22 protein-coding genes are annotated in these 20,935 nt (G+C 56.1%); 12 read left to right on the top strand and 10 right to left on the bottom strand.

All coding sequences use genetic code 11. The annotated features are described in order from the left end of the window. Nucleotides 1-221 precede the first annotated feature (221 nt). Genes ACTJLA_RS25105 through tspO form a run of 3 tightly spaced genes read right to left on the bottom strand, consistent with a single transcriptional unit; the run spans nt 222 to nt 2,072 of the window. A complete protein-coding gene (locus ACTJLA_RS25105) occupies nt 222-713 on the bottom strand; it encodes a GNAT family N-acetyltransferase (RefSeq protein WP_089042025.1) in 492 nt (163 codons plus the stop codon). Continuing rightward, on the bottom strand, nt 703-1,632 hold the full coding sequence (locus ACTJLA_RS25100) for an alpha/beta hydrolase fold domain-containing protein (protein ID WP_314550003.1): 930 nt from the start codon (nt 1,630-1,632) through the stop codon (nt 703-705). Before ACTJLA_RS25100 ends, ACTJLA_RS25105 begins: the two co-directional genes overlap by 11 nt. Next, nucleotides 1,632-2,072, bottom strand: coding sequence for a tryptophan-rich sensory protein TspO (gene tspO / locus ACTJLA_RS25095; RefSeq protein ID WP_003192600.1), 441 nt, complete (start codon nt 2,070-2,072; stop codon nt 1,632-1,634). The genes ACTJLA_RS25100 and tspO overlap by 1 nt, the downstream gene beginning before the upstream one ends. Nucleotides 2,073-2,236: 164 nt before the next feature. Between tspO and chrA the strand changes: the two genes are divergently transcribed. Continuing rightward, complete coding sequence (chrA, locus tag ACTJLA_RS25090; RefSeq protein ID WP_440842345.1) at nt 2,237-3,430, top strand: chromate efflux transporter; 1,194 nt, start codon at nt 2,237-2,239, stop codon at nt 3,428-3,430. A 105-nt stretch (nt 3,431-3,535) separates the two neighbouring features. On the opposite strand, the gene ACTJLA_RS25085 is transcribed toward chrA, so the two are convergent. After that, nucleotides 3,536-4,099: a nucleotidyltransferase family protein gene (locus ACTJLA_RS25085; RefSeq protein ID WP_034126216.1), complete on the bottom strand. Its 564-nt coding sequence runs from the start codon at nt 4,097-4,099 to the stop codon at nt 3,536-3,538. A 473-nt stretch (nt 4,100-4,572) separates the two neighbouring features. On the opposite strand from ACTJLA_RS25085, the gene ACTJLA_RS25080 reads away from it, so the two are divergent. From ACTJLA_RS25080 to ACTJLA_RS25040, 9 genes are all read left to right on the top strand, one after another. After that, nucleotides 4,573-5,274 (top strand): LuxR family transcriptional regulator, encoded by a 702-nt coding sequence (locus ACTJLA_RS25080; RefSeq protein ID WP_230960017.1) that lies wholly within the window; start codon nt 4,573-4,575, stop codon nt 5,272-5,274. A 159-nt stretch (nt 5,275-5,433) separates the two neighbouring features. Beyond that, nucleotides 5,434-6,009 (top strand): acyl-homoserine-lactone synthase, encoded by a 576-nt coding sequence (locus ACTJLA_RS25075; RefSeq protein WP_057700767.1) that lies wholly within the window; start codon nt 5,434-5,436, stop codon nt 6,007-6,009. Nucleotides 6,010-6,148: 139 nt separating this feature from the next. Beyond that, complete coding sequence (locus ACTJLA_RS25070; RefSeq protein ID WP_057977592.1) at nt 6,149-6,742, top strand: NAD(P)H-dependent oxidoreductase; 594 nt, start codon at nt 6,149-6,151, stop codon at nt 6,740-6,742. 13 nt (nt 6,743-6,755) lie between these two features. Further along, nucleotides 6,756-7,286: a DUF2867 domain-containing protein gene (locus ACTJLA_RS25065; RefSeq protein ID WP_186527512.1), complete on the top strand. Its 531-nt coding sequence runs from the start codon at nt 6,756-6,758 to the stop codon at nt 7,284-7,286. Further along, a complete protein-coding gene (locus ACTJLA_RS25060; RefSeq protein ID WP_314549986.1) occupies nt 7,283-8,482 on the top strand; it encodes an AfsA-related hotdog domain-containing protein in 1,200 nt (399 codons plus the stop codon). Before ACTJLA_RS25065 ends, ACTJLA_RS25060 begins: the two co-directional genes overlap by 4 nt. A gap of 13 nt (nt 8,483-8,495) precedes the next feature. Further along, nucleotides 8,496-9,641 (top strand): oxidoreductase, encoded by a 1,146-nt coding sequence (locus ACTJLA_RS25055; protein ID WP_314549983.1) that lies wholly within the window; start codon nt 8,496-8,498, stop codon nt 9,639-9,641. Nucleotide 9,642: 1 nt separating this feature from the next. Beyond that, complete coding sequence (locus ACTJLA_RS25050) at nt 9,643-10,413, top strand: SDR family oxidoreductase (protein ID WP_314549981.1); 771 nt, start codon at nt 9,643-9,645, stop codon at nt 10,411-10,413. Nucleotides 10,414-10,421: 8 nt separating this feature from the next. Further along, nucleotides 10,422-11,189: an SDR family NAD(P)-dependent oxidoreductase gene (locus ACTJLA_RS25045; RefSeq protein ID WP_232241730.1), complete on the top strand. Its 768-nt coding sequence runs from the start codon at nt 10,422-10,424 to the stop codon at nt 11,187-11,189. Continuing rightward, nucleotides 11,170-11,607, top strand: coding sequence for a hypothetical protein (locus ACTJLA_RS25040; RefSeq protein WP_054921632.1), 438 nt, complete (start codon nt 11,170-11,172; stop codon nt 11,605-11,607). Before ACTJLA_RS25045 ends, ACTJLA_RS25040 begins: the two co-directional genes overlap by 20 nt. A gap of 206 nt (nt 11,608-11,813) precedes the next feature. Here the strand turns inward: ACTJLA_RS25040 and ACTJLA_RS25035 are convergent, their stop codons facing one another. Together ACTJLA_RS25035 and ACTJLA_RS25030 are read right to left on the bottom strand one after the other, a co-directional pair. Further along, complete coding sequence (locus ACTJLA_RS25035) at nt 11,814-12,335, bottom strand: DUF2846 domain-containing protein (RefSeq protein ID WP_314549973.1); 522 nt, start codon at nt 12,333-12,335, stop codon at nt 11,814-11,816. A gap of 63 nt (nt 12,336-12,398) precedes the next feature. Next, nucleotides 12,399-13,001 carry a hypothetical protein gene (locus ACTJLA_RS25030; protein ID WP_034126209.1) on the bottom strand — a complete coding sequence of 201 codons (603 nt, stop codon included), beginning with the start codon at nt 12,999-13,001 and terminating at the stop codon, nt 12,399-12,401. Nucleotides 13,002-13,526: 525 nt separating this feature from the next. Here ACTJLA_RS25030 and ACTJLA_RS25025 point away from each other — a divergent pair. After that, on the top strand, nt 13,527-13,757 hold the full coding sequence (locus ACTJLA_RS25025) for a DUF6124 family protein (protein WP_057700777.1): 231 nt from the start codon (nt 13,527-13,529) through the stop codon (nt 13,755-13,757). Nucleotides 13,758-13,916: 159 nt separating this feature from the next. On the opposite strand, the gene ACTJLA_RS25020 is transcribed toward ACTJLA_RS25025, so the two are convergent. After that, on the bottom strand, nt 13,917-15,164 hold the full coding sequence (locus tag ACTJLA_RS25020; RefSeq protein WP_314549968.1) for a hypothetical protein: 1,248 nt from the start codon (nt 15,162-15,164) through the stop codon (nt 13,917-13,919). A 304-nt stretch (nt 15,165-15,468) separates the two neighbouring features. On the opposite strand from ACTJLA_RS25020, the gene ACTJLA_RS25015 reads away from it, so the two are divergent. Next, complete coding sequence (locus ACTJLA_RS25015) at nt 15,469-16,374, top strand: HNH endonuclease signature motif containing protein (protein WP_314549965.1); 906 nt, start codon at nt 15,469-15,471, stop codon at nt 16,372-16,374. A 578-nt stretch (nt 16,375-16,952) separates the two neighbouring features. Here the strand turns inward: ACTJLA_RS25015 and ACTJLA_RS25010 are convergent. The 3 genes from ACTJLA_RS25010 to ACTJLA_RS25000 all read right to left on the bottom strand — a co-directional run. Beyond that, nucleotides 16,953-18,734: a reverse transcriptase domain-containing protein gene (locus ACTJLA_RS25010; protein ID WP_314549963.1), complete on the bottom strand. Its 1,782-nt coding sequence runs from the start codon at nt 18,732-18,734 to the stop codon at nt 16,953-16,955. A gap of 318 nt (nt 18,735-19,052) precedes the next feature. Then, nucleotides 19,053-20,306, bottom strand: coding sequence for a reverse transcriptase domain-containing protein (locus ACTJLA_RS25005; RefSeq protein WP_314549960.1), 1,254 nt, complete (start codon nt 20,304-20,306; stop codon nt 19,053-19,055). Between the two features lie 207 nt (nt 20,307-20,513). After that, nucleotides 20,514-20,935: hypothetical protein (locus tag ACTJLA_RS25000; protein ID WP_440842339.1), on the bottom strand; the 422-nt coding region annotated here is incomplete at its 5' end.

Here is a 20,935-nt window from a genome sequence, read left to right as displayed (position 1 = left end):
CCCAGGCTCGGTGTGCCCGTAATCCGCCAGCGTGGTTTAACGGGGCGCCTAAGATCAAAAGCAGATCAAGATCAAGAGCGTCTCGCTTCGCGTCGTGGTTACCGTCGGCTGCTACAGCCTACAAAGTTGTGTAGATACCTATGCCCCGATGAGGGAGTGTCAGCAAATACATCGGTGACTGACCCACCGCCATCGGGGGCAAGCCCCCTCCCACATTGGTTCTACAGAGGCAGGTGCATATGGGTTGTCTGCCAGATCGGGTCGGCCTCGACATCCACCACCTCGAACCCCTGCCGCTGCCAGAAATCAATCGCACCGGGCAGAAACGGATGGGTGTGCAGGTACATCACCTCTACGCCATCGGCCCGCGCCAGCGCTTGCAGCGAGCGGTATAACCGGCCCGCCAGGCCCAAGCGTCGCACAGCCGGGAGCACATACAGGCGCACCACTTCCACCGTCTTGCGCCCCTGGTAGTTCAACTGCGGGAAGCGGCCGTCGTAGGGCCGATAAGCCACCGAGGCAACGATCCGGCCTTCGGCACGAGCAATCAAAAACCGCCCGCCGCCCTCAAGGTAGATGGCTTCAAACTGCGCCAGATCGTGGGGGACACCGGTGGCACTGAGCGTGGGAAACAGTTCATCACGCGCCTGCAAAGCAAAGCTCAGCACCTGGGGAATGTCAGCGGCCTGCACCGCATCAATGCTAACGCTCATCGCAAAGGATCCGGCCCGTTATCCACTGGCGAGCGTAAGCCAACACGTGATCGGCCATCGCCACCGGAAAGTGAATAAACCCATGGGCCGCTTCCGGCAGCAAATGAGCCTCCGCCGTTGGCCATCGCTCGGCAATCAGCAGGGTGTCATCCTTGAGCGGGTCCAGTTCGCCCACGAACATCAACGCTGGCGGCAGCCCCTCAAAGTCCCCATACAAGGGCGACAACGGTGGCTGTCGGCGCGTCTCGTCGCTGATCCCCGGCGTCAGCAGGCGCAGCGCCTGAACCATGCCCGGCCCGTCCAGCAACAAGGTGTCCGGCCCGGCCGTGCGCACACTGGGGGTGCCGGTCAAATCGTAGACGCCGTAATACAACACCGCGCCGCTTACCCGCTGGAGCAACTCGGGCCATTGCTTGAGCGCCAACAAAGTGGCCGCCGCCAGGTGCCCGCCGGCCGACTCCCCGACAAAAAACACCGGCAGGTCGGCAAATTCCGGGCAGTCCGCCAACAGCCAGCGCGCAGCCGTCAGGCAGTCATCCAGCAGCCCTTCGATCGGCGTATCCACCGCCAGCCGATAATCCACCGACACCACCGCCACATCGCACGCGTTGACCATGCCAAGGTTAAGGTCGTCATCCATTTGCGCATTACCGATCACCCAGCCACCGCCGTGGATATCCAGCACCACGCCTCTTGGCGGGCCAGCGGGGCGCAGGATGCGCAAGGGGATCGCCCCGAGCATTTTGCGTTCCGCCAGGGGCGCCTTCTTGAAGGTCTGGCTGGCACGCAGCAGCGCCTGGATCAGGCGCGGCATCACGCGGTTGCGGACCTTGAAGCGCGGCATCCACGCCAGTTTGCGATTGAAGCGGCGCATCTGGGCCAGTTCGGGCTCGCTGGCGGGCCAATGCTGGTAGGCCATCAGCGATTATTACGCAGGATCGAGAAGTTCAACGCCGCGGCCACGCACAGCCACGCCAGGTACGGGAACAGGATCAGGCCGGTGATCAAATCCAGGCGAACGGCCAGCACCACCATCGCTGCCACGGTGAGCCACAAGAGCACGATAATCACCATCCCGGCGAACAACCGATGGGCACCAAAGAACACCGGCGTCCACAGGGTATTCAACGCAATCTGCGCCGCCCACAGGGCCAACACCATTTCGCTGCCGGGGATCAGGGTCAAGCGGTAACCGGCCCAGGCCAACAGCAGGTAGATGATCGTCCATGCCACCGGGAACAGCCAATTAGGCGGGGTGAAGCTGGGCTTGACCAGGGATTCGTACCAGGCGCCGGGTTTGAAGATCACGCCAGTGCTGGCGGCGGCGGCGCAGGCGAGCAGGAAGATGAAAAAGGTCATGGTCGGTCCTTGAGGTCCAGTGGATGGAAAACAGTACACTGCTTTTAAGTGACTCGAACAACCGCGGATAAATTCAATGGGGGCGGCAAAATACCCGCGCTTCTACGCGTCATGAAAATTGGTTATGGTCGGCAACATCCAGCACCGTTGCCCGAGACATCCCCTTGCCCCAGCTTGCCGATCACCGCAGCCGCCCCTGGTCAGTGTTCCTGATTTTCCTGCGCCTGGGCCTTACCTCCTTCGGCGGGCCGATTGCACACCTGGGTTATTTTCGCCAAGAGTTCGTCACCCGCCGCCGCTGGCTCAGCGAGCGCAGCTATGCCGAACTGGTCGCGCTGTGCCAATTCCTGCCCGGCCCGGCCAGCAGCCAGGTCGGTATCGCGTTGGGCCTGTCCCGCGCAGGTTACCGGGGCGCGGCGGCAGCCTGGGCCGGGTTCACCTTGCCGTCGGCCATCGCCCTGATCCTGTTTGCCCTGGGGCTGGCCCACTACGGCAGCGCCCTGCCCCCTGGCGCGCTGCACGGCCTTAAGGTGGTCGCCGTAGCCGTGGTGGCCCAGGCCGTGTGGGGCATGGCGCGCAACCTGTGCCGAGGTGTTTTACGGGTGGCGTTGATGTTGATCGCCGCCTGCGTGGTGGTGCTGCAACCCTCCGCCTGGGCTCAGGTCGGGGTCATGGTGGTCGCAGGCGTGGCTGGCCTGCTGTTGTTCAAGCCCGAGAGCAGTGCCGAGCCCGACGCCCTGCCCATCGCCATCAGCCGCCGCGCCGGAGCCCTGTGGTTGATGCTGTTTTTGTTGTTGCTGGTGGGTTTGCCACTCCTCGCCACATGGGCGCTCAACCCCACACTGGCGCTGGTGGACGCCTTCTACCGCACCGGTGCCCTGGTATTTGGCGGCGGCCACGTGGTGCTGCCGTTGCTGCAAGCCGAAGTGGTGCCCAGCCAATGGGTCAGCAACGACGTCTTCCTCGCCGGCTACGGCGCCACCCAGGCAGTGCCCGGCCCGCTGTTCACCTTCGCCGCCTTCCTCGGCGCCTCCATGACCCACGCCCCGAGCGGTTGGCTTGGCGGAGTGATCGCGCTGCTGGCGATCTTCGCCCCGTCGTTCCTGCTGATCTTCGGCGCCTTGCCCTTCTGGGCCAACCTGCGCAGAAGCCCGCGCACCCAGGCCGCGCTCGTCGGGGTGAACGCGGCGGTGGTTGGCCTGTTGTTGGCGGCGCTGTACCAGCCGGTGTGGACCAGCGCGATTTTCAACGGCTACGACCTCGCCCTGGCGTTGCTGGCACTGGTCGCGTTGATGGTGTGGAAACTGCCGCCATGGCTGGTAGTGATAAGTTGCGGCCTACTCGGCACGTTACTGTAGGAGCGAGCTTGCTCGCGAAAAACTCACGGGCGCCGCGTTTAATCTGAAGGCACGCGTTATCGTTAACGATTTTCGCGAGCAAGCTCGCTCCTACAGCATTGGGGCTCAGCCCGGCTCGACTATCTTGAGCCACGGCCAACGCGCCTGATAACTCCTGGCCTTGTGCAAAAACAGCTCCGGCTCCGGATGCAAAGGGTTGATACGCAACACCCCCTGCTCCACATCTTCCAATCCATAAGGCGCATACACCTCACCGCAAGCGATATCCAGCGCAATGCACGTGCCCGCCACCAGGTAACGGTCAACCCCCTGCCGAGCCGAATGCAACTGCGGGTAAGGCCGGCCAAACCGCTGACCATACCAAAGGTGCACCCGCGCCTGATTCCTGACCTCCACATTCACCCCCAGGTCTTGGAACAGCCCCTGCGCCGCACGAATTACCGCGTCTTCCGCCTCGTAGGACAGGTCCTCGTCAAAGTAAAAAACGTCGTAGTCCTTCACGCCCTGAGCCGCCGGCAGATTCGCCTGATGGTTCCAAACGGCCTGGAACAAACAGCCCGCCGTGAGCATGCACTGCTGCACACCAAGATCCGGCAAGCGCGCGGTGAGTTGCGCATTGATAGGGTTGGCCATGGCCAATTCGAGCAGGGTGTCGACCGTCAATGTCATGTTCAGTCCTCCATAATCTGGCGCAACAATACCACCCCAACATGTCACTTCTGTAGGCGCGGCTTTAACACCGAAACGAATCAGAAGTTTGACGAAATCACCTCGCGCCCTGCGTACAACTCAGCGCGAAGCCGAACAAATGAAACCAACATGAAGAATGCCCCCGTCTGCTTGTAAAGCAACTTTACGCAGCACTACCCTTACACGCCTTACCTCAGCTGCCCCCGCTGAAATTGATCAGGACACCGGCTAAATGGAGTTCGCCCCTTGCACGCTCCCAAAGGTGCGTATCGCAATACCTGCAACGCCTTTTCGCGCCAAAAGTATGAAGGCCGAGAGCGCTGCATAAATGTGTCTAACTTTAACGCCGAGCATCTAAACCCACACCGTTGATGACACCGGCGTAGTGCCGTCATCGTTTTCGGCGCAGATAGAGCGTAAAGGTCAATTCAAGGAGAATGACAGTGAAGTGGATGGATGATGTGCTGGACACGATCGACAATGCCCGAACCGAAGCTGAATTGTTGGCTCGTATCGTCAGCACGGCAAAACACCTGGGGTTCGACTATTGCGCCTATGGAATCCGAATCCCTATCCCCGTCACCCGCCCTAAAATCGTGATGAGCAATAATTTTTTGCCTTCATGGCGACAACGCTACGCCCACTGCAAATACATCGCCGTGGACCCGACGGTACAGCACTGCACAAAATCGACGATACCGATTGTCTGGGACGAGCAAATGACCCGGCAAAACCCGCAGATGTGGGAAGAAGCCCGCGGCGCCGGGCTGGCCCATGGTTGGGCGCAATCCTGCCTGGACGGCCGCGGCAGCGGCGGCATGCTGACACTGGCGCGCTCCAATGACCCTATTACGGCCCAAGAGCTTGCCGCCAATCAAAAATACATGCGGTTTTTGGTGCATGTCGCTCATCAGGGGTTCTTGCGCGTGCTGACGCCGCACTGGCAGTTACCGCAGGAAAAAACCCTGTCGCAGCGTGAATGTGAAGTGCTCAAGTGGGCAGCCGACGGCAAGACCGCCCACGAGATCGGTTTGATCCTCTCGCTATCGCGGGAAACCATCAAATTTCACCTGCGCAATGCAGGCTCGAAACTGGGCGTGCATAACTGCACCGCTACCGTCGTGCGCGCCACTTCACTGGGCTTGCTCGTCTGACACATACCTGATTGGCGCCCCCCTGATGCGTTAATGCCGCTCAGTGTGAACAACAACAATAATACGCGCACCCTCACGACACACCTGCCCAAAAGAGCAGTACCTAAGTGCTCGATTATTCTGCCGAATGGCCCCTCGATTTTTTGCCGAGGGTTCCTCATGTATATAACCACGGGTACGCGCCTGACATTACCGACCGAACTGTGGCAGGCCCTGTTGCTGTATCGCTATCGCGTATTTGTCGAAAAACTTGGATGGCATCTGGACTGTGCGGTCGGTGAGGAACTGGACCAATTTGACCGCGACGACACGGTGTACGTAATCGCCCGTCAAGGCCCGCACATCGTCGGTGTGGCGCGGCTGCTGCCCACGCACAAACCCTATCTGCTCAAGGAAGTGTTCCCCCAGGTGCTGGGTGGCCGGGCACTTCCTCATTCTGCGCACATCTGGGAAATCTCCCGGTTTGCCGCCGTCGACCTGCAACAACAGACCTTCACGGGCCACTCACTGTCATCGCCCAACGCCGTGGCGCTGCTGCATGAGGTGCTCAAGGTCGCCGCTTGCCACAAGGTTCGCCAATTGATCACGGTATCGCCGCCGGGAATTACCCGCTTGTTGCGCAACGCGGGTTTCGACGCTCATTGCGAGGGCAAGCTGACCGTGATCGACGGGCACAAGATCATGGCCAACTGGATCAGTGTGCCGCCCTGCCTGGCTGATCGAGAAGTGGCCTGAAGCAGCGCAAATGGCCTGCCGCTGCGGGCAAGTCGGCCGAGCCGACTCCCCAAAAGGTTAGGTTACAACCTCAGGCGCCTGCTCTTAAATAACGCTGCATCGGCATTCCAACCGACTATAAATGGGACACACGATCTACATGAAAAAAGTCATTGTCATTTCTGGCCATCCTGATCTTTCGGTTTCCCGCGTCAATACCGCGATCATGGGCAAGATCAGCCAGCGTGGCGTCAAGGTCCATAGCCTGGCCAGCGCGGTGACGCCCACCGGGTTCGATATGGGTGCAGAGCAGGCATTGCTCAATGCCCATGACCGCATCGTGTTGCTGTTTCCGTTGTACTGGTATTCCTGCCCGGCAATCATGAAACAGTGGATCGATGAAGTCTTCACCCCCGGCTATGCCTACGCACGCGGCGGCGACAAGCTCAAAGACAAGGAATTCATGATCATCACCACGGTGGGTGCGCCCTCCTCCGGCTACCGCGCTGGCGGGTTCAACCGTTACACCCTGGATGAATTGCTCAGGCCGTTGCAGCAGACGGTGGCGTACGTCAAAGGCATCTACCTGCCTGTGGTCGGGATTTACGAATCGGTGTTCATCGATGACGAATCAATCGACGTCACTGCTCGGAATGTCGCCGCACAAGTGATTGAGGACCAGGCCAGCGCCGACCAACTCTACGAGAACATGCTGTTGCAGGCCGAGCAGGCACAAATCGCGCTGCTGCAATAAGGTGCCCTCACGCATGAAGACGTCAAATAACCAGATCCCACCGTGCGCCAGCCTGGTGGCCGCGCGCAACGAGCTGGGTTTTCTGCACTCTGCCAGCGCACTCATCGACACCCAAGCCACACCACTGGAACTGTACTGCCAGATGACCGCCGCGACGCCCGCCTGGCTCAAAGGCGCGTTCAGGTTGCGCGACAGCATCTCGCAGCACTTTCACGTCGAGCGGATCGGCGGGTTCTCGGGTGTGACACCTCAGTGCGCCCCGGTGGTCGGCGAAAAGCTCGATTTCTTCACCATCGAAGCCATCAGCGCACAGAAGCTGGTACTGACCTCACGCGATACCCACCTGGCGGTCATGGTCTCGATCGATACACCTCTCTCGCAACCGCGTTGCCTGCATATCACCACCTCCGTCAAGACCTTCAACACGTTCGGCCGCCTGTACATGCTGCCGGTGGCGCCGGTACATGGGCTCATCATCAAGCGTTTGCTGTCCCGTCTCCCCCTACATTCCCCAACTCGTTCACTTGGAGATCGCAACTCATGAACAGCGCAGACTCAATTGACCCTCATCTGTTGCACAAAGACACACCCAGGGATGTATTGATCGGTCGACCCAGGCTGATTCTGCCCAGCTTTCTCAATGCTTCGATCGGCGCCGACCTACTGGCTGGCAACCCCCAGGATCAGGACCTGTTCAAACAGCTGTACCGTGCCCAAGACGGCCGGTATGTGCTGCGCCATCTGCCCCTGACCCTCAGTGCGGAACAGGCCGGCACTCTCTCCACCTTCGAGATCCGCATGGCTGACTTTTATACCGAGTGCGACGACCACTTCATCCTCACGGCTGAATTCATCCCCCACCAGGCCCAACGCTACCTGGCCCAGCATTTTCAAGGCGGTGATGCCCACATACCGCCCGACCAGGTAATGCGCATGATCGAATGCCTTGAGGCGCTCGCGCAGTGGGACAAGGCCAGGCAGGGCTCTTACTTGTTGATCAACGACACCAAGAATTACTACTTCTACAACAAGCAGCACGAACATGTACCGGGCCTGATGTTGATCGAAGTGGCCAGGCAAGCCATGTACCACTACGTCTACAACTACTTGGGCCATCAGCGCGGTGCGGTTTCCATTTCCATCGAAGACTTGCGCATTTCCTTCAACGCCTACACCGAATCGGCTTACGAGGTCGAAGTCGTGGTGCAACAGACCCACGGCCTGAAGCGATCGCAACCCAAGTCCATCGACAAGTGCGCAAACTTCTATCAGAACGGCCGGCTGGTATCGCGTCTCTGGCTGCAAGGCGCAGTGATCAAGTTACCGCTGTTCAAACGCATGCGTTCGTTGAACTACCCTCAGGATCACTGGTTCACCCCTTCCGATCGCTTGCCCAAGAACATCCTCGTGCATCACGCCGACAGTGCACTGCAAGCCAGGCTGAGCCTGCTCTCGGTACTGGGCGTGCTGGTGACTCACCAGGCCGAGGGCATCAATTGGAGCACGGTCACGACCGTATCGCTGTATATCGAAGGGGGCGGCTTCCTCAGCCTGCCCGTTGCTTCGACTTGCTCCACTGGCGAACCCGACCAGCGCGTGCTGGTGTTCGACAAACTGTCCAAGAGCCAGGCCAGCGAACTGCGTGAAACGATCAAGTGCCACTGCTTCTTTGCCGGGCAGATGCAATGGAACGCTGGCTCTTCACCTGACCCTCTGGCGCCCGAGCAAATCGTGGCATGAGGATCCTGCGCCCATGAGCTATGAGTTATCACAACGCCCACTGATGATCGGTCAGGGCGTTTCGCTGAAAAACCGCATGTATTTCGCGCCGATGGGCATCGACCTGGCTACCTCGGACGGTTCGCTGTCCGAGGAAATGCTCAGGTTCTATCAACATGTAATCGACGGAGGCTGCGCCATGGTGGTGCTGGGCAACTCCTCCATAGCGCCCTCCACGCGCCTGCATGCGCGAGGCCTGTGCCTGCATAGCCATGCCAACGTGGAAAAGCTCGCGCCGCTGGTGGAGTACGGTCGCCAGCGGGACTGTCCAGTGGTGGTGCAACTTCAGCATTACGGCGCCCAAGGTGGCACACAGATCAGCGGCCAACCGCTGCTTTGCCCGAGCCGCAGTGCGTTATCCGGCAGCCGTGGTGCCGAGGCATTGGAGATGAGTGTCGAGGACATCGACGCCGTTTGCGATCAGTTTGCTCAAGCGGCTCTGCGTGCCAGACAGGCCGGCGCCAGGATGGTCCAGCTTCAGGCCTCCAATGGCTACCTGCTGAGCAGTTTTCTATCGCCCTGGACCAACCATCGCCATGACGCTTACGGCGGCAGCCCGCTCAAGCGAGCGCGGTTTCTGTTGGAAGTCATCGACCGCATTCACAGGGTTACCGCAGGAGAGCTGGAGGTTTCCGTGCGCCTGGGCATTGATGATTGCGTAGGCGCCAACGGGCAGCAACCGGAACTGCTCCAGGATGTGGTGGCTGCCCTGGAAAACGCCGGGACCTCGGCAATCATGTGCTCGATCACCATCAAGGAAACCTTCCGCTACATGCTGTCTGCCCATCCGACGATTCAGCAACAGTTCGTCGAAGGGGTACGCCTGATCAAGTCATTCACCTCGCTGCCGGTCGGCTATGCCGGTTTCATTGGCTCCCTGCAGGAAGCAGAAAATCAACTGCAGCTGGGTCACTGTGACCTGATCGGTATGAGCCGAGCCCTTTTTGCCGATAACGACCTGATCAGCAAATCGCTCGCCGGCCATGAAGACAAGGTTCAGCAATGCCGGTTTGACGGTAACTGCTTTCGGGACAAGAGCAACCCGCAACTCGACCGGGTGTATTGCTGCGTGAATGAGCACTACAAGCGTCCCGCTCACATCCACTACGGAAATCAATAACATGGAATTTCAAGACAAGAACATCGTCATTACCGGCGGTGCCAGCGGCATCGGCCTGGCGGTGGCAAAACAACTGGCCAAAGCGGGCGCACGCCTGTTCCTGATGAGCAGGAACCAGCAAAAGGCCGACGCCGCTCTAGAGATACTGGGGGCTTCGGCGCAGTTCATCTTTTGCGATGTGGCGTCGCACACGTCGGTAGCCGCGGCATTCGCGACGGTGGATGGCGAGGTGGATCAGTTGCACTTTGCAATTAACAACGCCGGCATTACCGCCCCCTACGCACCGATCGCGACCAGCGCACCGCAGGATTGGGACAGGGTCATCCACACCAACCTGAACGGCCCCTTTTACTGCCTGCAAAAAGAACTGGAACTGATCAGCCGGTACCCCGATGGAGCGATCGTCAATGTGTCTTCGTGCGCGGGCGTGATGCCTATGGCCAATCAGGCCGCCTACGTCGCCAGCAAGACCGCGCTCAATGCCTTGACGCAGGTCGCCGCGATGGAGAATGCCTGCGACAGCGAATCCGGTTTTGCCGTACGCGTCAACGCCGTAGCGCCCGGGCCGACACTGGGCGGTATGAACTCTGCGGAACGGCTGGCGGCCCATCCGGAGAACACCCAGCGCAAGCGTGACGTGACCGCCATGAAACGCTTTGCCCACCCAGAGGAAATCGCCGACGCGATCGTGTTTTTGTTGAGCCGCAGATCCAGCTACATCACCGGCTCGGTGCTCAGTGCCGATGGCGGCTATCACATCGGCAAATTCTAGGGGCAATCATGGCTAGCATATTGATCACCGGCGTGAGCACCGGTATCGGCAACGCTCTGGCGCGTTATCACTTGGCCAGGGGCGACGAGGTGCTCGCGGTATCACGCAATCCTGCGGCCAACATCCCGTCACAGGAGCGCTTTCACTTCCTCAGGTGCGATTTGACCGATATCGACCGCGCCCCGGCAATCTTGCAGGCGTTGCTGTCGCGCTCCCCTGCTCCGGTAGACACCGTCTACCTGAATGCGGGTCGGTTCGGCAGCCCTCCACAACTGGCCACGCAAACCTCGATGCAGGAGTTCAACAGCGTCCTGGCACTTAACCTGGGCGCGGTAAAAATGGTCCTGGATATCCTGTTGAGTACGACGCAGCCTCCCAGCACCGTGGTGTTTTCATCATCGATTTCGGCCGTGCGCCAACGTGCCGGGATGCTCTCATATTCGGTTTCCAAGGCGGCGTTGAACGCTCTGGCAAAGATCTATCACCTGGAAAACCCACACACATTCTTTGCCGTGCTGGGGCTCTGCAACGTCCAGACGGCGGTGGCGAAGACCATCATGGCGGCGGATGAACGCTTCAGTGATCTTGTCGCACTCCGCCAACGGGCGGCAGTGCCCGGCTACATCGTCGACGCAGAATCCCGCGCTGCGCATATCGTTCAGGTCTTGGCCGAGCGCCATCATCTTGGACTGAAATCGGGTGAGTTCCAGGAAATCCGCGACTTGTTGAACCAGCCACTCCAGGAGGAGACCCGCAATGACCCAATCCACCCATGAAAAAATCGTACGTGTCGGCGCTGCATACGACATTCTCGCGATGGCTCCCTTCGCCTTGCCGATCGTGTCCGTCTGGGCCTATGCACTGATCCAATGGGTTGATTTGCAACTGGGCTTCGACAGCCACTTCTCGGCGCTCGACCCCACGGCTATGTTCCTGCTCAACATCGGCGCCTGGGCATACCTTGTGTGGGGCGTTGTACGTTGGCGAGCCCCTACACGCGAACATGCCCGTCTCAGCGCCCTGCTACGCGTAATCGTAGTGGTAGTGCAGGGAGTGGCCGTCAGCAGTGGCGCTTCACCTTTCCTGCTGGTGCTGGGTGCCGTTCAATTGTTGCTGGCGGTGCTGGAGTTTTCGCATAGGTTATTCGAGCGCAGCGGTGCCCCATCCAGCCGAGAAGAGGCACGCGCTTACTGATGCCGCCGGAGGCCAACCTGGCGCTTGATGAAGGCCCGCCCTCTTCTCCTCGACATCGCCCCGGACCATCCACCCACTGAGCGTTCCTGCTTACCCCTAGCTTTTTCTAGGGGTTCAAGCGCGACGGCTAACAACCCCACAATGCCGCGGTATTGTGGGGTTCTTCTCTGTTGGCAAGTTGGCTTTGGATGATGTTGGGCGGGTGGTTACCGTGCGGTTGCCGGCAGCTCCTGGCACCACTTGATAGAACGCAGCGCTTCCTCGGCAGGCACAAGCGCGTAGCGCGAGTAAAACATTGTTCCGCTGAAACGACGGCCGTCGACTTCACCCAAGGTCTGCCCATCCTTGTAGTCAGAAGTGCTGAGTTGATCGGCGATGTAATACACCTTGCCATTCTCGACGGTGATATCGAAACGCTGGTTAACCATACCGCTGATGATCGGTGGCGAGGTGGAGGCAACGCTGTGCTTGCCGGCGGGAATGCCGGCCTTGAAAAAACTACCGGAAGGCAAGCTGCCGATAGTGCGGCCATCGACCTGAATAGTCGGGGCGACCCCGCCACCGATGCTCGCCGCCGTGCGATAAAAGTAAACCGTGGCCTCATCCGCACGAGGTTCAGCCGGTGACGTGAAGAACGGTTGGCTTTTGAGGTCCGGACCGCTGATGCAACCGGTCAGTGAGACCAGGCCTGCGAACAGGCTGGCCCAGAGTAGCGTAGAGCGCTTCATGCATGAATTCCTTGAACGTGGATCAATGGGCGTTGGGGTCGATGACTGTCACCGGTACCGGCTTCAAATCGTGCACAACCCTTTACCGAAGTCAGTGGCATCAGAACTCGGCCAAGGCGCAAAACCGCTCTTCGGCGTCAGATTCACAATGTTCCGGTCCTTGAGCATCGGGTACTTGCGCTTGAGCGCCTGCACCGTGTCATCGGCATTGTTCACGTTGGACAGGCAAAAGCGCAGGGCATCGACGCGCAGATCGCCGATATAGAGGGTTTCCCCGGCCTTCACCGAGAAAACCGCAGGCACCGGGCGCGGCATCGACTTACCCGCGTAATACACGTAATGCCACTGCGTGTACTCATACTCACCCGGCGGCACTTCATACATGAAGTAATGGCCCAGCACAGAGGGGGATGGCTGATCATCTTCATTGCCCAGCGTCGTCAGCCGTAATACGGTGCCCGGGGCTCCCTGTTGCTTGATCTCAACCACCAGCCCATGGGGCTGCATCATCGGAAAGCTCTCACCAACCGAACCCACGATGATCGCCTTACTCGGGTCCGGCGCGTGCTTGCCGTCGTAGCGTGACGTCGCGCACCCGGATAGAAGCGTCGCGCAAAGTGCGACTGCGGCCCAGACAAGATGTTTACTGCTGACTTTCCCTAGCATTGGTTTTTTTTCCGATCAGTAATCTTGCAGTTCGTAGAGCCCAGCCGAGCGAACCAAACGTTCGCACATCTGATGCTTCGTTGCTGGCTCGTCGGCCTCTATTGTTCAGCTACCCGCACCTTGATAACAACCCACGCTTGACCCACTCCTGTAGGAGCGAGCTTGCTCGCGAAAAACCCAAACGATAACGCAGCGCCTGAAGGCAAAATCCGATTCCCCTGCCGCGCTTGCTCCATTGCCTACGCCTGCGTCAGAATCCGCCGGCTTGTGCGCTGGGGTAGCCGTCTCTAAGGTGGCTCGGTCGCTGAATTGTTCAGTGATCGGGTTTAGTAGCCCACCTTAGACCTAACAAGTGCACACGCTTCATCCATCAGACGTTCGCGTCTGTGCTTGATGGTGGCTGTGCGTAGGGCGTCCTCGGACGCGCCGGTTTTGTTAGGTTCCACCGGTCTACTAACCTGCGTACAGCTACCGCCCTTATTGTTTAGTAGCGATGGGGAAGTGGCCCAAGCAAGGAACTTAACCATGGTTAACGATTCAACCACCCTCTTCACCGTCGCCCCCAACGCCAGCAACGAAACCCTCATCACCAACAGCTACGAAACCTTCACCAGCGTCAGCACCCTGCTGCTCGACCTGTCCGAAGACCTCAACGGCAAACACCGCGACATCGCCCTCGCCATCCACCAACTGAGCGAACTGGGCGTACTCCTCACCGCCAGACTCCTCGACCGCGAAGCGCCCTGCCCTGGCTGATGATCAGCTCTTCAACTCATTAGGTCGATGACTCGTCGCGTCGTTGTAAGCCACATACAACGACTCGGCGATTTGGCGCTTGATGGCATTGGGGGATTCAGCCTCGGCACAAAGCCCTCTGCGATGACGAGAGCGGCGACTGCTTTTGGCCAGGAGCAGTCACTCAGCGTCAATTAAATCAACGGTGATCTGTTCTGCAGCGACCATCTCAAACAGAAACTGATCAGCGCTCCTACCGGTTTCCAAGTGTGAAGCTGAAAGCTCAATTAGAAGTGACTTGCTGTGAGTTGAAAAGAACTCACTGGCGATATCGTCCAAGTCGCCGCCAGCAGCTTGAACATGCAAGTCGATGAGAGATCGACGAATCGACAGCAAGATAATTGGCCCCCTACCATCGCGAGAGTGTGTCTCCAGTACCCATGTCCCTTCCTCAGGGCTGTTGAGCTTCTCGCACAGCGCTATCAGGTAGTCACTGGCCTCTTGTCGAACGTCCTCATAGAACCATAAGCCAATACCGACAGAGAGGTCTGGTATCCCGTCAGTGAACGGCCCAATGTACTCGTAAACTTTTCCGGTGAGGGTGCCGGCCCACAAAATGAGTTGAGCGTCATGACATTTGAAGCCGTCATTGGTGAGCGTCAATCCGCAAAAAGTCGGCGAGATGAAGTCTCCACCACTGCCCCCACGAGGAAATCGAAGTTTTTCAAGATGTGCCCCTTGAAACTCCGTTCTAAGGCAGCTATCTGCAGCTTTACCCAACCCTGCCAGCCCTCGAGTAAGTCGTTGATAGGCAGGGTAGGCAGTAATATCCGCTAGGTCGATACGTGTTCCATTCATATCGTTGTCTCCAAGGAATTTTTTCAGTTGGTTAGTGAGGTAATTCAATGCACTGGTCGACGAGATATGGTCTGTGAAAGTTCGTAAGTACTTTTCAACAGCACGCCAATACAGCGTCTGATGTGTCCAGTCTGGCGGAGGCAAAGTGGAGTGTGTAATCAGGACAAGGCCACCACACACCTCCTTGCGACTTCTCCGATATGACTGGTACATGGACAGTTGATCGACTCGCCCAAGTTCATCCTGGTATTGGGTAAATCCGGCTGCGATTTTGCTTTCGATGATCAGGAAAAAATTTGAGCATCGTCCAATCAGGTCTGGACGTTTGCCCTCAGCCCGGTGGTCGCCTGGACCAATGACGTGTTGAGTTTCCCAGATAATTGAATTGAGGTTATTCAATTCTCCAAGTTGGGCCGGTGCCAGCTTGAAGAGGTCAGTCAGCACCTCTGAGATTCGACCAGCAAGCGTCACTTGACGTAGCCACTCGGCAAAAAGCTCGGTGAGAAAATCCTCAAGGGGTGTCCGAAATTCGTTCTGTCGGAACGCGAACAAACGTTCGAAAAAACTCATACCTTTCCTTGGTCGTTGGGGCCGGGCGTAGATTTTGGCATAGTCAGGTGATCATGAACTGGCTAAATTCCGTTACGGCCTTTGGAAACCCTTTCCTGGACCCGAATTCATGGCTTCGTATCTGTGGTAGACGTTATAGCCCCTACCGGCTCTGAAGGGAGCTGAGGTGGCAAGGGCCTTGCTGGTCGACCTGGGAAGCTTTCTTGGCTGGAGTGCTCCGCACCCGGAAGTCGATCTTGAGCAACTGACTGATTTGCTATAATTTCTCGATAAAAAATTAACTCTGATATCTGCGAGTAAGAGCATGGATAGCATCTACACAACGAAACGCCCCACCATTGCGGCAGAGGTTGCCAGAGCAATTAAAATTGAGAGTGGTCATTGCTGCGCAATTAATCAGTGTACTGAGCACACCTACCTGGAAATTCATCATATTGATCACAACCGTGAGAATAACGATCCAAGCAACCTAATCGTTCTCTGCGACAAACATCATAAAATGGCGCACGCTGACATCATTGATCGAAAAGCGTTGAGGCTTTACAAACAACTGCTTGCAGCTTCAATCTTGAACCCTGTGCCAAAGCATCTGGTAGATAATGCTCCGGATCTCAAGATTGTTGATTTGTATGAAGTTGAAAGCTGTAGCGGCGAAAACGAGGAATACATCACCTCTTTAGAGCTGAAGCTGGTCAATCGCGGCACGCAAGTCACTTTTATAAAAGAAGTTAGGGTAACCACGCTCAAGCACTGGGAAACGTTGACTAATCACCACCATAGTCTTGTACCTGTCTCGGCTACGTACGACCTGAAGATATACAAAAAGGAAGGGGCAGTTTCACGCATAAAGGTTCACCACGAAGTGAAGCCTCAGGAGACGGAGCGAGTGACATTCCGCCTGGAGACTGACTATGACTCAGATCCTAATGGGCTGTCTCTTTTCTTAATCAAGCTTGAGGTTCTCCACGACGAGACCAATAGCGTCGTGAACGCGCCACTCATCATAGTGAACATCCATCCTCGCTTTGCAAGCGCAGGGTCTTTCTTTCCAGGCTACCAGCTCGGAACTATCCCTCAAAACAAGGCTGTCGCTTCAGAAGTGCTATGTCTCGCGGACAATGGCACCCTTGTCAGCCAAGACGTGCTCAATGCTCTTGAATCTTGGAAAAATGCACCTGAGGAAAGCGAGTATTTTGCTGGCGCACGTTGAGGTCTCACTGACGGCAGAAGTCGGCCAAAAGCAGACGCTTATAGAGCATCGGTATTGACTCTCGCTGGGACCGAAAAGATGAATGGAAAAGGGGACTGGAAAAGGTGGAAAAGGGGACAGATTTATTTACTGGGAAACAGTCCGCTCCTGGCCGACAGACGTCTATCATGACGGGCAGAAGCCGACCCAAAGTAGTCGTAATCCAGCTTTCGAGTCATGGCTTGAAGGGATCGATCCAGTCAGGCCGAAGTCCTGCCTCGTATTCTTGGCGTACGTAGTCGAGCGACTCTGCGCATCCCATTTCCGCCTCGATAGCGCCTATGCATGCCCAGCAATCCCCGCCGGTATTGCCTGATAGGGGATCTTCCGTATTGTCGAGTAGGCGTGCGCAGATCGTGCAGTGTTGCGGCTTTTGGCTGTTTGTCATAACACTCTTCCGATACGTTCCGTCTTAGCATTTGGACCGAAAAGGGCAGCAATCGGCCAAAAGCGGACATCAGTGAACGGAGCAAAACCAAGAAGCAGGCGGGACACACTGAGGCAGGCGCCCAATGCAGCAACACCCGCCCCCCAAAGCACTAGGGATGCTCATCCTTATGAAGCCTCGTTTGATGGGTGCTGCTAAAAACCCCTTTGCCGGGAATTTCCGGTAAGAGGTTTAGCGTTCCGCCCCCCATATAGTCATACAACTTCTTTAGGAACAAAAAGTCGGCTCTTTTTGTAAAGTTGTTCAAGCTTTCTAATGGTATAAAACCATAAAGCGCTGCTTCTATATTGTTTTTAGCGCCTCTGGCTGTGACGCCTATTACTTCCATTGAATCGTTGAACATAGGGCCTCCACTGTTTCCCTCCATTAGCGTGAAATCTACCAGCCAAAGGTCTAGGTCAACCTGTCGACGCCGTTGGGTAGTATTACCTTTCGCGATGTAGTGTGCTGTACCGTCTCGATGTTTAGGAAAGCCGATAGACAGAACCGGATCGGTGGGGCGAATGATAGTCTTATCGCATTTTTGCAGGGCAGGTATGTTTTTAAAATCCTCATTGGGATGAAAAATAGCCAAGTCTGCTTTCTTGTCTGAAAGGATAAGCTCTGCGGAATATTCTTTGGGGTCACCGGCACGATGGAATGAAATGGAGTGACGGGCGATGGTTTTGCATATCCCGGTCACAACGTGTTCGTTGGTCACTATGCCGACCCCCTCCAGAAGGAAGGCTGTTCCTTGGCTTTCATCAATGATATTGTTTACGACAAAAATTGAGTTTCCTAAAATTTCTTCTGGTGATTTTTTGAACTCAGTATTTTCTTTGCCTATTGCTACTGTAAACTCGTACGCCAATCTACGATATATCTTGTCACCTCGCCCCCGAACCATCTGGATGTAGTTAAGTCGTCCTTTGACCACCTTGATATAAAAATCGCCAACATTGTCCTTTGTCCGCAGAGTTTGTCGAGGCTGCAGTGACTGATTCTTGCCCTTGAGGATCTCCAGATACCTGGCTTCTGCCAGCTCAGGCCCGTAGCGCTTGAGGGCGTTGATCATTGAGCCCGTTAAACGAATGAACTCTCTCGTGACGTTCGGCATATCGTTAACAACAAGCCCGGTTACCATTTGTCGCTGCGTACGGTGCTGAAGACGCGTTTTTTCAGGATTTATGATGAATCCATTAGATTTGATGATTTCTTCCAGCTCGCGCGCAGGTATCGCTCTGCCGTCCTCGGAAATCTCGACAATATCCTTAGGCAGATGTTTTGCGGTGCTTGTAAACGAAAATGTGATGTCGTCAGCATACCTGGTGAAGTGACATTTGCCTGACTTTGCTAACGCCTGCAGTTGTGAGTCAAGCTTACGGCATATCATGTTAGATATCAGCGGTGACGTAGGGGCGCCCTGAGCTAATTTCCCGTCGCTGCAACAGATTTGTGCCATGACCGTCGCAACATTATGGGGTGCATTAAATGGATGAGCCATGAATAGGTTTCTGACTCGTCCGAAGTGAATGCTTTCAAAAAAATCTTTCAGATCAATATTGAATACATATCTCTTTCTGGCGTGGATCTGAGCATTTGTCTTAACGTTCCTGCCCTTGACGAAGCCATGGCTGGAAGATTTTGGAGAGTAAAATTTTTCCAGATGCGGCAATAGTGCATGCTGAATTGTTTTCATCACCCTTTTAGGGGCTTTGATGGTGCGATGGGTTTTGTTTTTCTTTAAAATGGAAAAGCTTACGTAATGGCTGCCTTTCTTTTTGTAAAGAAAGCTCAGTAGTTTGTTTTGATCAACCTTAAGTAACTGGCAAAATCCATCAAGGTTACTAAAGCCGGGGCCAAACAAATTCTTGAAAATTTCGTCGATATCCATTCGTAGTACCGGGTCTCGGGGCTATTTTCTCTTCTACCAGCGCCATCGATAACGTCAACGTATAGCGCGAACAGGCAAAGCTACCCTTGCAGTGGCCACCGCATATAGTCAGTGAAAAGTTAAATCGTGCCCCGAGCCCGATGGTAAACTGATATCACGGCACGCATTGCTGGTCAACGTGTACTGCGAGAATCATCAGGCCGGTGTCAGACAATCATGTTCAAAAGCGACACTTTTTGGTCGATTGTTGCCTTTCGCCACAGGCAGAAATGGGTCGATCGCTGCCCTGCGCGATAGGCATTTATCGGACAAACGCGGTCACTCTGTTTCTTTTCGCTCCGAGTTGACCGCTGCAAGCAGCCTTACCCCCAGCATCCTACGCTGAGTCGTGCCATTTGTTTTTTGAAAGAGGTTCGCTTTCTCTATTTCATACTGCGCCAATGTATTTGTGATGTAGTCATCCAAGCTCTTTATCCACTGGCCATTGCTGCAAAAGGAAAATGCCTTTCCCCAACCCAAGATTACTCGATCGAGATTCTGTAGCGCGCCAGAGTAGGATCCCTTTGGGGATATATCTCCAGCTTCGACACTGAATTTCATCATGCGTATCGATGCGTCTAAATCGGATTTGATCCGTTTCCTGAATCGCTCCCTCGTAGCTGTCGATGGCTGGACCAATCCTGCCGAAACGAAGCAGCCCAAGAAATCGAATCCTTTAGCTGTAAGACCCCTTGAAGCTTTGTCACTTGTCGCGAAGGGTCGGTATGCTTCAAGTGAGAGCTTTTTGAGCTCAGTCTGTGCTTTGCTAAAAGCACGGTCCACGCAGCCCATATCCTTCCCGAGGATCAGGAAGTCATCGATGTACCGAAGACAAGTGACCTCACCATCGTTGATGGTTTTGTCGAAGTCGTGGAGGTACAAGTTGGCTATGAGTGGCGACAGTGGAGATCCCTGAGCTACACCCTCCACCCCAATGGGGAAAATTTCATCGAGGCCCTGTCGCCGAAGAACGTCAATGTTCGCGAGCTCTGTGGTGATAGCTGCTTGAAATAAAGCAATTGTGTCTGGGCATTTGATGTGAGGGGTCACAAGTCTCATCACTCGGGCCTTGTCAATTCTGGTAAAGAACTCGGCGATATCTGACCTGATATGGAAGGCGGCCCCTTTGGCAATGGCTACCTTGGCGTCGGCTATCGCCATCGAGACCCGTTTGTTTTTTATGCCGCCGTAGCTCGTAGGGGTAGCCAGCGCTTCCTTCACGAACTTAATGCGGGATAAGGCGTCGAGTAGAGCCCGTTGGACGATCCGGTTTGGTATAGGTGAAAGTACAATCGGGCGAGAATTTCCGTTGGCTTTGGTTATAGCTACGCCAGTCTGTTTTTGGAAGGTAAAGGTCTTCTTGGATAGCGTGCGCTGGATGTCGGAAAGCGACCTGGGGAGTTGGCTCTCGAAATCCTTGGCTTCGTTTCGGATAGCTTCGGATAATGAAGAGAAGGCACTTTCTTTGACCTTCCTCCAAGCCGAATACAACGAATCCCCACTGTAGATCCTACGGTAAAGCGACGAGGCCATAAAAATTCCTTGTTTGTTGGGAGACACCAGTGAACTCTCACCCAACTGCTACAGAGGACCTTCAACCTTCGGGAGACCGCGAAGCCTTAACGGCGATCTTGGTCGCGACCCGGACAGCAACCTCCGAAGAGAGATGGCTGGCGTCTGTCAAACTTGGTTCAGTGCTGTGAGGCGGCTGCACCAGCAAGCAGGCGAGGCTGATTGCAGTCACGAAACTCCGTGATGCGGCGAGCTCCAAGCTGGCACGTTTTTGCATAAACGCATGATTACCCCTAAAGAATCCGTCAAAATACGATAAATCGTAGCTTTTTGGGCCTCGCGGCTAAACTCGCGCCATGCGCCAGGTTGGCACGTTTTTGCACGACCGCATATTGTCCTCCGAAGGGCCCGCCAAGGTGAAAATCGTACCTTTTTGGGTTTCGCGGTCAAGCGCGCGCCGTGCGGCTGAACATCGAACACCACGCTGAAAATAAAGCTGCTAACCGTCTGGTGACCCCAACGTACAGACAGAGTTACGGTTATTGACGCAGCAGTCGAGCGGTGCTCTTTACCTTCGGGAGACCGCGAAGCCTTAACGGCGATCTTGGTCGCGACCCGGACAGCAACCTCCGAAGAGAGATGGCTGGCGT

Origin of the sequence: Pseudomonas sp. 22072 (assembly GCF_052046095.1) — a bacterium.
GTDB classification, from domain to species: Bacteria; Pseudomonadota; Gammaproteobacteria; order Pseudomonadales; family Pseudomonadaceae; genus Aquipseudomonas; species Aquipseudomonas paracarnis.
This window is presented reverse-complemented; position numbering and strand designations above follow the sequence as displayed.